General features: G+C 41.3%; 14 protein-coding genes and 1 pseudogene. 1 reads left to right on the forward strand and 14 read right to left on the reverse strand.

All coding sequences use genetic code 11. From position 1 onward, the window contains the following. Positions 1 to 34: 34 nt before the first annotated feature. From ACFSCZ_RS11910 to ACFSCZ_RS11960, 11 genes are all read right to left on the reverse strand, one after another. Positions 35 to 1495: an APC family permease gene (locus ACFSCZ_RS11910; protein WP_380774154.1), complete on the reverse strand. Its 1461-nt coding sequence runs from the start codon at positions 1493 to 1495 to the stop codon at positions 35 to 37. Positions 1496 to 1639: 144 nt separating this feature from the next. Continuing rightward, the gene (locus ACFSCZ_RS11915; protein WP_380774155.1) at positions 1640 to 3031 is read right to left on the reverse strand and encodes an aminotransferase family protein; all 1392 of its coding nucleotides are present in this window, start codon (positions 3029 to 3031) and stop codon (positions 1640 to 1642) included. 211 nt (positions 3032 to 3242) lie between these two features. Continuing rightward, positions 3243 to 4712 (reverse strand): NAD-dependent succinate-semialdehyde dehydrogenase, encoded by a 1470-nt coding sequence (locus ACFSCZ_RS11920; RefSeq protein ID WP_380774156.1) that lies wholly within the window; start codon positions 4710 to 4712, stop codon positions 3243 to 3245. Positions 4713 to 5048: 336 nt separating this feature from the next. Next, on the reverse strand, positions 5049 to 5180 hold the full coding sequence (gene sda, locus ACFSCZ_RS11925; RefSeq protein ID WP_380774157.1) for a sporulation histidine kinase inhibitor Sda: 132 nt from the start codon (positions 5178 to 5180) through the stop codon (positions 5049 to 5051). A 192-nt stretch (positions 5181 to 5372) separates the two neighbouring features. Next, on the reverse strand, positions 5373 to 5840 hold the full coding sequence (gene grdA, locus ACFSCZ_RS11930) for a glycine/sarcosine/betaine reductase complex selenoprotein A (RefSeq protein ID WP_380774158.1): 468 nt from the start codon (positions 5838 to 5840) through the stop codon (positions 5373 to 5375). A gap of 19 nt (positions 5841 to 5859) precedes the next feature. Further along, on the reverse strand, positions 5860 to 6189 hold the full coding sequence (locus tag ACFSCZ_RS11935; RefSeq protein ID WP_380774159.1) for a thioredoxin family protein: 330 nt from the start codon (positions 6187 to 6189) through the stop codon (positions 5860 to 5862). Continuing rightward, a complete protein-coding gene (gene grdC, locus ACFSCZ_RS11940) occupies positions 6186 to 7637 on the reverse strand; it encodes a glycine/sarcosine/betaine reductase complex component C subunit beta (protein WP_380774160.1) in 1452 nt (483 codons plus the stop codon). Before grdC ends, ACFSCZ_RS11935 begins: the two co-directional genes overlap by 4 nt. Beyond that, positions 7618 to 8586 (reverse strand): thioredoxin-disulfide reductase, encoded by a 969-nt coding sequence (trxB, locus tag ACFSCZ_RS11945; protein WP_380774161.1) that lies wholly within the window; start codon positions 8584 to 8586, stop codon positions 7618 to 7620. Before trxB ends, grdC begins: the two co-directional genes overlap by 20 nt. Positions 8587 to 8596: 10 nt before the next feature. Then, positions 8597 to 9379 (reverse strand): sulfite exporter TauE/SafE family protein, encoded by a 783-nt coding sequence (locus ACFSCZ_RS11950; protein ID WP_380774162.1) that lies wholly within the window; start codon positions 9377 to 9379, stop codon positions 8597 to 8599. A gap of 12 nt (positions 9380 to 9391) precedes the next feature. Then, entirely contained in the window at positions 9392 to 10726 is a 1335-nt protein-coding gene (locus tag ACFSCZ_RS11955) for a glycine/betaine/sarcosine/D-proline family reductase selenoprotein B (protein ID WP_380774163.1), read from the reverse strand. Between the two features lie 24 nt (positions 10727 to 10750). Continuing rightward, entirely contained in the window at positions 10751 to 11998 is a 1248-nt protein-coding gene (locus ACFSCZ_RS11960) for a glycine/sarcosine/betaine reductase component B subunit (RefSeq protein ID WP_380774164.1), read from the reverse strand. Between the two features lie 182 nt (positions 11999 to 12180). Here ACFSCZ_RS11960 and ACFSCZ_RS11965 point away from each other — a divergent pair, with 182 nt between their 5' ends. Next, a complete protein-coding gene (locus ACFSCZ_RS11965; protein ID WP_380774165.1) occupies positions 12181 to 13092 on the forward strand; it encodes a LysR family transcriptional regulator in 912 nt (303 codons plus the stop codon). 96 nt (positions 13093 to 13188) lie between these two features. Here ACFSCZ_RS11965 and ACFSCZ_RS11970 read toward each other — a convergent pair whose 3' ends face one another. The 3 genes and pseudogenes from ACFSCZ_RS11970 to ACFSCZ_RS11980 form a co-directional block, all read right to left on the reverse strand. Further along, complete coding sequence (locus ACFSCZ_RS11970; protein WP_380774166.1) at positions 13189 to 14076, reverse strand: sulfite exporter TauE/SafE family protein; 888 nt, start codon at positions 14074 to 14076, stop codon at positions 13189 to 13191. Between the two features lie 1151 nt (positions 14077 to 15227). Next, complete coding sequence (locus ACFSCZ_RS11975; protein ID WP_380774167.1) at positions 15228 to 16130, reverse strand: selenium metabolism-associated LysR family transcriptional regulator; 903 nt, start codon at positions 16128 to 16130, stop codon at positions 15228 to 15230. A gap of 16 nt (positions 16131 to 16146) precedes the next feature. Beyond that, positions 16147 to 16317: pseudogene (locus tag ACFSCZ_RS11980) on the reverse strand (sulfurtransferase TusA family protein); the annotation flags it as partial. Between the last annotated feature and the right edge of the window lie 2 nt (positions 16318 to 16319).

Consider the following 16319-nt stretch of genomic DNA (forward strand, 5'->3'; position numbering starts at 1 on the left):
CGAAGCTTGTTTTTATTTATGCGCAGAGACATATTCAGCTAACACCGGAAGAATATTTTTCTGCTTGCTTTCCATCAATATCTTCATCTAGGATAAGATAGTCCAGTTCTGCTTTTGATGTGGAACGGTATAATTTCCCCTGGACCAAATAAATGCCCATCCCCAAGACGATCCATATGCCGATAGAAATTCTTGACGGAACTTGTAAAAAAGCAGGCGAAACCGGGATAACGAGCAACGCTAAAAATATAATACTAATGATTGCTCCCAGGATCGATAAAACACTTTTTCGAGCATAACTTTCCATATTATTACCACTTTTCTTAATATTCAAATATCCAGCTGCACAGGTGTAGAAGTAAGCAAAAGCCAGTCCAAAAGATGACATTGGAATAATCCAGCCCAAAACCTCTCTCCCGAACCAAGGAGCCAGCAGGCAAAATCCTATACAAAACATAACACCTACATATGGTGTTTTATATTTTGGATGCAGCTTTCCAAACATTGCCGGCAGCGCCTTAGCTCGTCCCATTGAAAATAATAACCTGCTGGCTGAAACACAAAAGCCATTAATTCCGGTTAATATACCCATAATAAGAACCATAACCAATAAAGAAAGTCCCAATTTTCCGAATAAAATTGTGACAACGTCTCCTGTTGCCCAAACTGGATTACCTTCCAATAACTCTTGCCAAGGCATGATATATGCGGTTGTTGTTGAGACCAATATATAGGTAACACCAGTGCACACCAAAGATAAATAGATGAGCTTTGAGGCCTTTTTTGCCGGAAAATTAAACTCCTCCGCAGCTTGAGGAACATTATCAAATCCAGACAATGCCCAAGGTGCCAAGGCAATGATATAAATAACTGCAGCCCAAGTTGAAATTTCTGTGTTAAATAAAGGCTGTAAATTGCTGACTGAAGTTTCCGAATGAAAAAAAGTGCTTGCCGCTAATATAGTGGTACCTATTATCATGAACAAGCTCATAAAATATTGCGCCCTACCCGAAAGGCTCGCACCTCTAATATTTAAGTAACCCATGATGATTAATGCAGCACTTGCAATAATGATTTCCATGGCATACACATCCCAACCGGCAATTGTATACATATAGCCGATTTGAACAGCTTCAGGCATAATGAACTTGACTAAAAGGGCTAGTGCTGTTGCATTGAGGGCAACAATGCAGGTATAGCCTAACACCAAGAGCCAACCGCAGAAAAAAGCATGATTTCTCCCAAATGCCCAATAAGCATAAGAAAACTCTCCTCCTGAAACAGGAAACCTCGTCATTAACGAACCATAACTCGTTGATATGATCATCATTAATATCGTTCCGACGGCAAATCCCAATATTACGCCAAGAGGCCCTACGGCATTGAGCCAATCACCCGGAAGAACATAACATGCCCACCCTATTGAAGACCCAAACGCTATTGCCCAAATCCATTGTGGCTTCATTTCCCGTGTTAACTTTTCCTTTTTCATCATGATCCTCCCGCATATACTAAATTAATTACAGTGAATTTTTGTGGTTTCAAAGGTTGAATGTGGATTTGGTAGTGAAATCTTTTGTAAGCGCTTTACTTTATAGAACTACGAATCCACTGGGAGAAACCAATGGATTCGTATCTTTTATACCTTTTCAACAGATAACTTTTTACTTACCTCTTGGACGGAGTCCTCCAAAATTTGCAAGAGATCAGAAATTTGTTCCTTTGTAATATTCAATGGAGGGCACATTGCTATAATATCCGTATGATCGATTGCGATTGCCCTTGTAATTAAGCCTCTTTTCAACGCACTTTCAAAAACCCGCTGGGCTACTTGTGCGGAAGGATCAAAAGCTTTCTTTGAATCCTTGTCTTGAACGAATTCTAATGAAGCGATCAGTCCTCTGGACATTACATTTCCAACAATAGGGCTGCTTTCCTTAATTGCTTCCAACCCTTCCCGGAAGAATCCCTCTAAGTTATACGCATTTTCGGGCAGCTTTTCTTCCTCCATAATCTCTATATTTTTCATAGCAACAGCACATGCGGTTGGATGGCCACTATACGTAAAGCCATGGGCAAATACTTTAGATTGGTCAGACAGATCAACCATTTCCCTATGAAGCTTTTCACTTATGACAACCCCGCCCAGTGGAATGTAGCCACTCGTAATTCCTTTGGCAACCGTCATGATATCCGGAACAACGTCTTCTCGTTGCATACCAAACCACTTGCCGGTTCTTCCAAACCCTGTAATAACTTCATCAGCTATCATTAATAAACCGTATTGATTGCATATTTCCCTTACTTTTTTCATATAGCCCTGTGGTGGAACGATCACTCCTCCGGCACCCTGAATTGGTTCAACAATGATGGCTGCAATGGTCTCAGGGCCTTCCTCACGAATAACATTCAAGATACTATCAATGGCACACTCACCATTGCATTCCGGCTGGCAACTTTCACATCTATAACAATATGGCGCCTTGGCGTGGATAAAGCCCTCCACCATTGGAGGTCCTGCCATTTGCCTAAATGCCGGTATTCCTGTTGCACCAGTAGCGCCTAACGATACTCCATGATATCCGCGGTAGCGTGAAAGGATTTTATTTTTGGCAGGCATCCCCTTTAATTGGAAATAATGTCTTACGAGTTTGAAGGCCGATTCGTTTGACTCCGATCCACCGGATGTAAATTGACAAACATTCAGATCTCCAGGAGCAATGGAGGCAACCTTTTCGGCAAGCTGAACCACCTTGTCATGGCTAAATCTATTAAATGAATGAGAATAAGCTAGTTTTTCTATTTGTTCCTTCGCAACTTCGGCAATTTCTTTACGCCCATGGCCTATATTTACATTCCATAAGGATGCTAAACCATCAATATATTTTTTTCCTTCAAAATCATAAAGGTAGATTCCTTCCCCCCTTTCCATAAAAACGGTAGGCCCTTGCTCAAAATTCGCCTTTAATGGGGTAGTCGGATGCAGGTGATATTTCCTGTCTTTTTCTGAATAACTTTTAACTCTCTCCACTTTACCACTCCTCTTTTAAAATTTTACTTGGAGATATCCAAAAAAAACAAATCTTCAAATAAGACTAAATATTCTAATCCCATTTATTATTATAAAGCGTTTACTTGAATAGAATCCAATCTCTCTTTCCGTTAGTAACTATCGTCAATACCGATAAAACTATTAAACAGGTACTAATCCTTATAAAAAACTGTCTTTAAAATTACGATATTTAAATCCCCAAAGAAATGAACTTTTCTTCTAGGTAATCCCTAATTCCCTGGTGCCCTCCTTCACGACCATAGCCGCTCTCATTCATGCCTCCAAAAGGGGCTTGAGCCACACTTGGAATTGCATCATTTAAACCGACTACTCCAAAGTTAAGAGACTCGGAAACAAGTACAGCTCTTTCCAAGTTTGAAGTATATAGGTAGGCTGCCAGGCCATATTCCGTATCATTTGCCTTTTTGATAACTTCCTCATCATCGTCAAATACGGCTATTGGGGCAACCGGACCAAAGGTCTCTTCTGACATGATTTTCATATCGTCTGTAATGTTATCCATGACCGTAGGCTCGTAAAAATACCCGTTTCCTTCATCACTTGTATTTCCACCGCAGAGAACTTCAGCGCCTTTTTGAACAGCATCATCCACATGTTCTTTTACTTTATTCAATCCGCCCTCATTCACAAGGGGACCAATTTCAACAGAGCTGTCAAGACTATTCCCCACTTTTAATTCTTTTACTTTCTCTACAAATAACTCAGAAAACTTCTTTTTTACATTTCTGTGAACATATATTCTATTTGCACAGATACAAGTTTGTCCCGAATTTCTAAATTTACTTGCTACGGCACCTGATGCTGCTTTTTCAAGATCCGCGTCTTCAAATACAATAAAAGGGGCGTGTCCTCCAAGTTCAAGCGACAATTTCTTTAATCGCCTTGCAGACTTTTTTACTAATTCCTTTCCCACTTCAGTAGAACCTGTAAAAGAAATCTTTTTTACCGCTGGATGATCAAAAAGTTCATCGGAAATTTCCCTTGTAGAACCCGCAACAATATTGATAACGCCTTTCGGGTAACCAGCCATCTCTGCAAGCTTCGCTAATGCAAGAGCAGATAAAGTTGCTTGGCTGGCCGGTTTTATAACAGATGGGCAACCTGCAGCCAACGCTGGGGCTAACTTTCTCGCAAGCATTCCCAAAGGAAAGTTCCATGGCGTAATCGCCGCCACTACTCCAACAGGCTGCTTAATTACCATTAAGCGTTTGTTCGGAGCAGATGCAGGAACAGTTTCACCATATATTCTCTTTCCCTCTTCCGAATACCAGGTAAGAAAACTTGCGGAAAAGTTCACTTCCGCTTTTGACTCATTATAGGCTTTTCCCATTTCCATACTCATAATTGTTGCAAGTTCCTCCTGATGTTCGAGCATTAAATCACGAAGTTTCAGCATATAATCTGCGCGTTCCGCTGCAGTTAAGCTTTTCCATCCTGGGAACGCTGCCTCTGCTGCCTTAATTGCAGCCTTTGCCTCTTCTCTTCCCCCTTTGGGCACTTCTGCTATTAATTCTTTTGTAGATGGATTTTTAATTTTAAATGTGCCGCTCTTTAAAGTGGTCAACCATTCCCCATTCACATACAGCCCTAGGTTTTCAATATCAATGAGTGAATTTTGTACTTGCAAATTAACAGCCAAATCTATTACCTCCAAAATAATATTGTCAAGATATTTCAAAACTATATAAGTTGAATTTAAAAGGTTCTGTTTCATTATCCATAGGGCATTGAGTAGAAAAACCCATAGAGTAGGATAAGATTATTAGTCCAAACTTAGCCGAAAGCTCCTTTACCTGATAGCTGTTAAGCAGACCAATCATCGGTGCATGTTTGAACAATACTAGATTATTCACCTTTACTTCAAAGGATAAGAGATCGTCCTTCGTTTTAGTAAGACGTTTTCTCCTTATATTCAGCCTGCCATGAGGGTTTCCTACCTACGGACAGTACATGGAAGCCTTGGTCACGCAGGAAATTAACACGCAATCGGTATATTCCTTTTTTCAATTTCCTTTTTTAAAAGCTCAATAAATTTTGTATCGGCTTTTTTTAAATTTTTGGCTTTTTGGTAAGAAACAAGAAGTACATCGTCCGAAATTTTGTCCATCTGCCAACCTCCTTTTACTCCGAGAAAGTTCTAATTAACACGAGTACGATACCCAATAATGGAGGAACGCCTTTCTATTAATGCTTATTTAGAGATGGCTATAATTGAATAATAACCAATCAATGAAGTCATCAGTAAGGGATACAGCCCCACTGGTTGTTTTCCACAGTGAGGCCTTAGCTATTTATCTACTTACACCTTTAAATAATTCTCCCTCGCCTGTTTACTTGCTTCGCAAATGCTATCTTTATCCAGAGACAATTCCATGAGTCCTACCTGCTCCTCATATACATCTGCAGGAATTTGAGCTTTAATTTCATCTTCCAAAATATGATAAACAGACAGCCCCAGGGCTACACCTGCGAGAGGCCCGGCATAGGTTGGATCACCAACGGTAACGGTTTCCGCATAAATATCCACGCTGTCCTCATCCGGAGAACCCAAAATGACCACAACATTTTCATTTCCGTAAGCTTCGGCTGCTTTCTTCAACTCTTCTTGGACCACCTGGTCCACTGCACCTGCAGCCGTTCAAACGAAACACTGGGTATCTTTATAAATCACATCTACTTCTGCAGCCTTTAAGCATTCCTCAATTGCCGGTGCCGGCACCCCGTCTCTTTCTCCCATTATAAATACTTTTTTTCCTTTCAATTTCATTTTTCTTCATCCCTTTCCATTAAAATTGGACAAACTCTGTTTCCTTGATCAAGTTTTCTACATCCTGCCTGGTCAGGTCGCCACCCGAGATTCTTTTTACTTCCTTCCCATTTTTAAAAGCCAAAAAGGCGGGAAGGCCCATAACACGGTAACTGATACAGAGCCGTCTATTTTGAGCGCTGTTCAGTTTGACGACTTTCACCCTGCCTTCGTACTCTTCTGACAAAGCCTCCACATCCGGCATTAGTTCCAGGCACGGCTGGCAGCTTGGTCCCCAGACATCCACGATGACCGGCAAATCTGCCTGAAGCACTTCAGCTTCGAAATTTGTTTTATTTACCTCCATCATACGGCTTTCCTCCCATTATTTTTTTCTATTAGAAATGACATTCCGTCTGATAGGTTTGTCATTTTCCCCAAAAACAGGCTTCCTTTTCCCACAAACATAGAGTTTTCGATTTCTCCCCTCATAATCATTTCCCTTGCATGGCCCAAAAAAGGGATAGCAGAAGCAATATGGCCCTGGGTGGGGGAAAACCCCGGCATGCCGTGTTTTTCTTCAAAATTCTCCATTTCCTTTCGCTCCAACTCTTTTCTTATGACAGCCATTGCCGCAATGATCCGGTAGCTGCCTTTAGGGACGTTTCCGTTGCCGTTTGGCTCCGTCACGTCGGGATTATGGAGTTCTACTGCGTATTTATCGATATCCGTAATGTTCCGCCCGATTTTTTCCAGCGGATTAATAATTAATGACTGATAGATTGCCTGATTGGAAGAACCGGCAGAAATGTCATGTTTTCCAAACGCGTCTGTTCGGATAACTGGACTCTTTCCATCATCATCTCCGATGATCATGCCAATAGATCCCATGATATCTTCCGTAACCGGCATTTTCTTTGAAAGGCTGCCGGCAAACTTCATTCCAAGTTTCGCCAGGCACCCTCCGCCGATCACCAGAACATTTTTATAGATCCCTGATTGGACAAACGCCGAAGCCACGCTCACTGCATGAGCCGGCGCACAACAGAAAGATTTAATATCCGAACCTGTCGCATTGGCACACCCTGCATGTTCGGCAATCGCCTTTGCCATATTTCCTCCTCCGCGTTGATAGCGATCTCCGACAGCCTCTTCATCGCAGGCGATCACATAGTCAATGTCCTCCGGTTTGACATCAAAGGAGTGCAGTACATGGCGCATTGCCACGATGCCGGAAGCTTTGTTGCTCAAGTTCTCCAGTAAGATATGCGCCGACAGGTTCTTATCCTCATGATGGCCGGTAATGATTACACCTACCAGTTCGGTTTTGTTGATGTATAGCGGCAGAGCGTCATCAGCTTCCGCTTTTTTTCTAATTTCGTCGAAGGATTCTCCGCTGCCCAGCAACTGCAGGTCTTCGTTTGTGATAAGCGGATGTTCAGCTAGTTCATTTGTCACTTGCTTAAGAAAATTCTCCTCGAGAAAAACAAGATTGAATTGGTCCGCGATCTTCAGCCATCCATAAAACTCTGTTTCCGGCAGGATTTCTCCCCATCTGCTGAAGCGGCTGGCGTTTTCCACCCGGGAATTTGTCCAGGGCCGCTCGTATTTTTTCAACTGATCAGGACGCATGTTTCCGATAAACACCTGATTGGGAGGATAGGCCACCGCCTCTTCAAAACTCCTTAAATTAGCCAAAATATCATTCAGAAGTTGTTTGTTTTTGCCAATTTCCCTTAACGGCTTGGAACCGTAGCGAACCAGGCTCGGTGCATGGGTAATCACAAAAGATGTTCCTTTAATAACCGGCTGTGTCATATTCCACTCCTGCCTTCCCGACCATTTCCAAATTTTCAACATACTGCTGAGCGGACTGAGCTGCAATACTTCCATCTCCGGTCGCTGTAATGATTTGTCTCAACATTTTCTCATTGACATCTCCTGCGGAAAATACTCCATCTACTGATGTTTTCATGTCCTCATCCGCAAGGACGTAGCCATTTTCATTGGTAATTCCCAGGTTCTTCACACACTCTGTAATTGGATCCATTCCAATATAGATGAAGACTCCCCCGCAAGGAACCACCTGCTTCTCCCCGGTCTTTACATGTTTAATCCGGACTCCCGATACCATACCGTCCCCCAGAATTTCTTCTACTGTATGGTCCCAGATAAAATTGATTTTCTCGTTGTCAAAAGCGCGCTTTTGAATAATTTTCTGTGCCCGTAGCCGATCCCGCCTATGAATAATCGTCACTTTTGAAGCAAAGCGTGTAAGGAAAAGGGCTTCTTCCACAGCAGAATCACCGCCGCCTATTACTACCAGCTCTTGTTCGGAAAAGAATGCTCCATCGCACACAGCGCAGTAAGAAACTCCGAACCCCGCCAGCTCTTTCTCACCGGGGACGCCCAGCTCCCGGTGCTTCGCACCGGTTGCCACGATGACTGACTTGGCCCTATACTCCCGATCCTTTAGCCCAACACGCTTTAACAGACCATCCTTTTGGATACTTACAATTTCGCCACGGCTGTATTCCGCCCCGAACTTTTGGGCATGATCAAACATCATTTGTGACAGGTCCGGGCCAAGCACCTTTTCAAAACCCGGATAATTTTCAATATCCTGCGTGTTGGCCATTTGCCCACCCGGCAGTCCTTTTTCAATTAAAAGCGTTTTCATATTTGCCCTGGATGCATACACCGCCGCTGTCATTCCTGCTGGTCCTGCACCCGCAATGATGACATCGTATATCATTTCATCTGACATGTATATCCCCCTATAAATTCAGTACATCAAGCCAAATTTTAATAGCAGTACCCAAAATCAAAATGGCCAAAAGGAGCTGAAGCCATGTTACTCTCATCTTCTTGCCTATATTTGCTCCTGCAGGCGCGCCTAGTATACTTGCTATCACCATAATGAAGGCGGGTACCAACAATACTTGGCCTGTTGCAATTTTTCCTACTGTAGAGCCGATAGAAGATATAAAAGTAATAGCCAATGAACTCGCAATTGTAACTCTAGTTGGGATTTTTAGAACTACAAGCATAATTGGCACCAGGATAAAAGCACCTGCAGCTCCGACAATACCTGCACTTGTTCCAATGATAAAGGCAAGGACAGAAGCAAGAGGTTTGCTAAATACAACTTGATCAAACGGAAGGTCCTCTTTTCCCTTTTTAGGCAGGAACATTAAGACCGCAGCAATTGTTGCCAACATGGCATAAACCAGATTAATTCCTTCAGCCGGGAGAAACCTTGATCCAAAAGCACCGACAAAGCTCCCTGCCAATATGCTGATTCCCATGTAAAGGATAAGATCTCTGTTTAAAAATCCGCCCTTTCTGTATGCCCAAACACCTCCAATTGTAGAAAAGAGAACCTGCACTGCACTTATTCCAGATACTTCATGGGCTGTAAAAGCACTTAGCCCGAACATGGAAGGTATATACAAAAGCATTGGATACTTGATGATCGAGCCGCCTATCCCCAACATTCCCGAAATAAGGGAGCCAATAAATCCTATTAAAAAAATGACAGTAAATAGCCCAACGTCCATTCTGGATTCCTTTTAAACAGATAAAAAGTCTGATTTTTTTTCAGTTTCTTCTTGAAAAACAGTCTGCTCCTGAATGGGAGTCTGTAAAGCAATCAATGCCTTATCGACAATTTTCTGCCTCATCATTTTTTCTTGGGAAGGTGATTCATCCGGCTGCCCCAAAGGATGAGTGATTGCTATAGAAGGAACGATGCGGTTTGCACCAGTAACCACTCCGGTTGAAATTAGATTACAAATAAGCACTACAGGGATTCCCGACCTTTCGATTTCCTTTGCAATCGTTGCACCGCAACGAGTTCCGGTTCCTCAGGTCGAGGTAAGAATAACTGCAGAAACCTTGCTTTCATGTAATTTCTGTGCGATTGCTTTTCCATATTTTATAGAATTCTCCAATGAAGTCTGATTTCCTGATGTCGTATAAATAAAGTTATGCAACTTACCAATTACATTCTTCCTTTCTAATTCCCTCATAACATCTACCGGGACAAGACGATTCGGGTTTTCATTGACATAAAATGTGTTATATCCTCCGTGAACTGATTGAAATTCTCCTTCTTTCAGTTCATCCATCCCTTCAATGCTGTATTGATAATAATTAGAAGCCTTAGATGCTTCTAATCTATCCGGGTTGCCGACGGGTACCAAGCCGCCCTCTGTAACAAGGGCGATTGTCGTATCCGACAGATTTGAAATTGGTGCGGCAATGGGCACCCGGTCAAACTCTGCCAGCGGAATTTCAGTTTGAAATTCCTTTCCTTTCATTTTATCCAACAGCATTTCTACAGCACGAACCGCACCTACTTTACAGGCTTTTTGGTTTTTTCGCAGCCCTCTCGTCATGTATCCCCCTTCCTTAGGTAATGGGTTTTCACCGTTTGCCAACTTGACTGCCAGTTCTGCCATCTTCGGAAGGCTTTTTCTCATTCCAGCAGCGGAATTGGGTGTTTCAACGCAATATATGCTTTTTCGATATAATTCCACCCCAGGATTTTCGGGGTACATGCCGGTTACAGCCGGCACTCCAATTTTTTCCTGTACAGCCTGACAGATCGCACCGCAGGCTGGTCCATAGCGTCCGGCATTAAATGCAGGACCAGCCACAACAACATCAGGATGATAAGACGCAATAAGGTTAATAATTTTTGCCAAAGCTTCCTTTTCGTTTTCAACAAAGTAATTATCGCCGCAAATTACTGTTGCAACTACTTTGCCCTCTTTCTTTAGGCAATTTTCTAAAAGCACCCCGGGGCCAACCGGTCCTTCTTTTATGGTGGGTTCCACCCCAGCGTGCTCCTCACCGCCTATTTGCCCAAAAAATTGATTCACGTAATGGACTATCCTGATCACTGTGTATTCCCCTCCTGTCCCATATCAAGTTTCGATTGCTGTCAAAGTGTAATTTCCTAATGGATTGGTTCGTGTGTAAAGCCTTCCTAAGTTTGTGGAAAAAGATTCACCTTCTGATCCGGTGTTGCTTTTTCCGATAACTTTATTTACTTTGGGAAGCTCAATCATTTCATCCATATTCCCGGTGCTGACAATGGCATTCGCTTCAATTGTCATATCCACAAGCGGCGGCTGATCCCCATCCGGGCCCGAAACCTCATTTGTGATGATGACGGTATGAATGCCTAACTTTTCACACTCTCTACAAGTAACCATCAAATCTGTATATGTGTTGCCACCGCCTTCTTTTGTAATAATCACCCCATCTGCACCCAACAATTTCGCCTGTTTCGCAGCCATCATCCCCCCTCTTTCTTTCTCTTCCAAGAGGCTGTGTTCATTAGATATAATGACACCAACAAAATCCAGCTCTTTTCCATGTTTGTCGTATAATGAAGAAATGACTGGATTATTGACGTGCAAGTAGGTCGGATTCTTTTGTGCACCTATTACATAATTTCCGCTAACGACTGCACCGTCCATTACTTCGTTTGGATGGAGAACTGCTGGAAGAGACCCATTCATATCAGCGCCGTAAACGAATGTCTGTCGTAAATAGCCTTGGGACTGCACGAGGTAAATATATGCAACCTTTGGTAACCCTTCAGCGTCGGTTTGCAGCGTATACTTCTCAAGTTGATCGGGCTCTAATGTTAAAGATGCTTTCGCCAAATATTCTGCAGCCTTCAATCCAACAAGCCTTGTAGCTTTGCCGAATTCTGCGTCCCCTAATCCTTCAACCGCCTCACATATGATCACAATATTGTTCAGCGAAGCAAATAAATTAAATTCAGCCCCCGGTCCGGTCATATCTATCATCGATTCATGTACAATATTTCCGATGCCTTTTTCCCGTTCACATGAAACAATAACTGCGGTATCATCCAGGCAAAAAGTGGTTCCTGTGCCCGCCGAGTACACCTTACCGGTCATACCCGGAAATGCATGCAGTCCAGATAGTTTTATACGAGGCTGGATCGAGTCAAGCACATGGATAATTCTAGTGTTTTCATTTGGCTTTACAACTTCAACATCCATGCTTTTAAAAACCGACTCGTCATGAATCACTGAAAGCAACTCTGTTTTATTAACGGTCAAAATTTCTTTTTCCAGAATTGTTTTTTTACCAAGTTGGATATCCCTCACATTGAATTTTCCAATGTTTAGTTGCATAATGTCATCCCCTTTCTACGTCGTTTCCGCACACCAAATCAAAATCATTTAAATATACTAACTATTCAAATTTACAAATTTATTATATAATGTCTCAACAACAGGCTCCAATCTTTCTTTCCGCTTGCAACTATCGGCAAGAGCGATCGATCAAAAAAAATTGTCTCGAAAGGAGTATGTAGATGGAATTAAGGCAGATCCATTATTTTTTGGCTGTAGCAAGGCACCTGAATTTTACAACAGCAGCTAAAGAGTGCTTTGTTACACAATCAACCCTTAGTGAACAAATAAAAAAACTAGAAGAAGAATTTGAATGTAAACTATTCGAAAGAACGTCAAAGAAAGTTACGCTGACTTTTGAAGGAGAGCTTTTCCGCAGCTACTGCGAAAAGATAAATGAATTTCTGGAGGAAGCTAAGTCAAAGGTGGGAAAAAACCATAAAGAAGTATTTGGAAAAATCAGATTAGCAGCTTTACCGACAGTTATGTTATCATGGCTGCCTCTTTTAATAACAGAATTTAAAAGGGATTTCCCCAATATACAATTTGAAATGAAAGAACTGGGATCGGGAGATATAGAAAAATCTCTCAGCAATTATGTCATTGATTTTGGCATTACCAATCTCCCGCTTAAGGATCCTTCGCTGCACTCAACTGTTTTGTATAAAGAAAAGCTCGTACTTATCACGTCAAAAAACGAAGATTCAGCAAAGCGGAATGGTCAAACAGTTAAACTAGAAGATTTCAAGGATGAACCGTTCATTATTTATGAAAATGGATATGATTTAAGAGGAGTCATTTTAAACGCATTTTTCGAAGCCGGGTGCTCTCCGAATATCGTGATTGAAAACGGGAGAACAGAATCAATCAAATATTTTGTTGAATGCGGACTGGGGGTTGCTCTGATTCCCGAAGCAGCCATTTATTATCAGCCAAACATTGATAACATCTGCTGGCATTATGTAGAGCCAGATATTGTAAGACCTGTAGGTCTGGCTACAAGAAATGACCAGCCGCATTCCCTTTTCTTAAAAAAATTCCTTTCACGGCTGATTCACTTTGAAAAAAGAAAAACATTTGTTCAGAAAAAATGATAGGAAATAGTAAACTTAAAAAAATTTTTTCCATATGGATTATTAATTAGAGAAGCAGATGTATTATCACATCTGCTCCAATGTCTAGCATTTACTTTAGGCTTGTTTGAATCGTCCGTTATTCACTTTTTTTGGCTTGTAAAACAACTTCCAGCTCCAAAATCCTAACAAAATGACAACTGCAAAGGCCCCTATAGTATATATAGAAAGTCCGATGACACCTGAAAGGAATGTATAAATCATTTGTATCGAAACACAAAAGATTACCACCGAAATGAATGCCTTTAATTTACTTGCATTTATAATGGATGTTAGTTTTCCGCCTATGAGCACTCCAGAAATGCCGCCGAAAATGAGAGGAAGTACAATGCCCGGGAGGAAATAACCTCCACCGAGTTTTCCGATAATAGTGCCTGCTGCCAGCATTCCGCCAACAACTAATCCGGTTCCGACTGCTTCTCTAACCGGTAATTTAAAATAACGCATGAAAATAGGCATATATAAAAAGCCAGCTGCCACTCCAATCATCCCTCCGACAATTCCAATTGTGACGCTGGAGAAAACGGCGAGTCCATACAGAAAACGCTCACTAGACTGATTTGTGTTTTTGCTTTTTTCGGGAAGAACAGCAGCAATTGCGGCAAGAAGAGAGAAGAAAGCAAATATGCCTTTTAAAATATCATCATGTACATAATTGGCAAAAGTCGAAGAGGTGAGGCTTGCGATTAATGCAGGAATGCCAAAGAATAAAACAATCCTTTTAACAACCATTTTTTGAGCCCAATAATAAACTGTTCCGGACATGGTCGAACATAAAGAATAAAAAGAAGTAGTCATCGCTATGTGTTTCATATCTAATTGTAGATGGAACAAGCCCGAAAAAAAGATGAGTATGCCGGCAATGATGATACCTCCTCCAACGGAAACCATTCCTGTAATAATGCCGGTAAAGAATCCAACCAATAAATAAATAAAAAACCACAAGACTTCCACCTACTATTCTATTTAAACTCTTGTTGCTTACTCTTATAATGAGCTTGATGTTCTTTTACAACTTATTTGACTGTACTGCTTAATTTTAGTGTATGATACTTTTTCCAGAGCCTCCAATAGTTGTTTTCAAATTTTACTATCGCTCCGACCGATTGATAAGTGTTACCGTTTGCTTTATGTATACAGCATCACAGGTATTGCCTTAGGGAATAAAATAATTAGGTACTATTAATATTGTACTATCTTCATTTTAATGATTTTCATTCCTTCTATGGGTCCGACTTTTTGGAAGTGCTCATTTCGTCAGTCTGTATGTATTTAGTTTAAATTCGGTTCTATTTCGAACAAGTCGTATGGTCTATAGGCTGGATCATTTTTTTCTTGGCATAACGGATCGCTGCGCGATTTGTCGAAACTATATTACTCGAATTTCCAATGGACGTACAATTGTGAATTCCTTGTAGAGGACGCTGATTCTGATCCATTTTGGAATCGTGTGGTTTAGTATATCTGGGGGTACAGCACTGCTTATGTCTATTTTTAAAATATGAATTCCCGAAAATGTTTTGAACAAAGAGAAGAACTTGCATTATTTACTTCATCCTCCTCTTGGCACCTATCGTTATAATGATGGTAATCTCATTGCATTTTTGATAGGCTCTCTTCAGACCGCAACTTAAATCTGTGAAATCAACAAAGATGCAGGGGACTATCCAGTCGCGACAGCAGTTGCTCAACTCAGGTTTTGGGGTCTGGAGTATTGCAAAATGAGTTTATCTATTGTGGCTTTGCAATTTGTGTTTTTTTGATGTGTATTATAAAACAGCATGCTTTAACCGAGATTTTCATGAGCGGCGACTTATGTAATTAATTTCAATATCCTGATACACCATCGTTCTGTGCCTTCGACCGGTCAGTCCCTTAATTTGGCCAAACGGTTATCAATAAACCGTTTTAGCATACCCAGCCTATTATATATTGTGGTTCAGCAATTTTAATCAGCTTTGGATCATTTAATTGACAGTCATCAACAAACTTATTTCTTAGCAAATTTTGTTCGTTTCGTATATTTGGTACCAAAAATACATCTTTTAAACCCTGCGTCAAGTTCAATATATTGATGGAAACGACGTCATAGGCTGTTAATCGGGCAAGCTATAATTTTTCATTTCTGTAGTGAGAAAGGAAATGAATTTCGTTACAAGCGGATTGTTTTTATAATCTTTTAACGTGGAAATATGGAAATTGCGCCTTACGATAAAATCATCTAGTTGCAGGGCTTTTACCCTTCCATATCGTACTGCCTGTTCAGCTGCCAGAGATGAAATGACGGAAATACCTATCCCCGCTTCAACCGCGGCAATTATGGCCTCTGTACTCCCCATCTGGCCTGCAACTTTTAATGATTTTGGATCAATGCCATTTTTCCTTAGCTCTTGCTCCCATGCAAGCCTTGTCCCAGAATTCAATTCACGAATAACCCAATCACATTCCGTCAACTCCGCGAGCTTTGCTGTTTTGGAAAATCTACCATCATGCAGAGGAACCACTATTTTCAGTTCTTCTTCTAAAACCGGCTCTGTGATTAATCTCGGGTGATTCTCGGGCTTTCCTGTCACTATGACATCTACAGTTCCATTTAAGAGCCATTGAAAGACCTCTTTTGAACCGGCAATCTGAATATGCACTTCAACTTCCTTATATTCTTCCATAAATCCTTTAATATATTTTGGTAAAAGATATTCGGACGGGATTGTACTGGCTCCTACGGTAAGTTTGCCTGTAAGATGAGCGCCTAATAATTGACTTTCAAGATTTTCCCATTTTTTCAGAATAGAAAGAGTGTATTCATAGACAATTTTCCCTTGAGACGTTAGATGGACCCCGCCTGCATCTCTTTGCAGCAACTTTGTTTTAAAATGCTCGTCTAACAATTGAATTCTCTGGGTGACCGCGGGTTGGGAAACAGCCAGACGCTTTGCAGCCTCTTTGTAGTTTCCTAACTCAACAACAGTGACAAACGCTTTCAAATGATTGAAGTTCACCTATATCACCCTTCAACTAAACCTTTAATGTAAAATATAAATCTTGATTTCTTTTTTCTTTACTCACCAGGATATAGCCGTGCTTCACGGTTTCCTCCGGAACTGATTGAAATGATTGGGGGCAATCCGCTATTACTTGTAAAACTTCCCCTTTTTTCATATTATCCAGCGCTTCCAGCGCATAGGTAA

Source organism: Siminovitchia sediminis, assembly GCF_042680885.1.
Lineage (GTDB): Bacteria > Bacillota > Bacilli > Bacillales > Bacillaceae_C > Siminovitchia > Siminovitchia sediminis.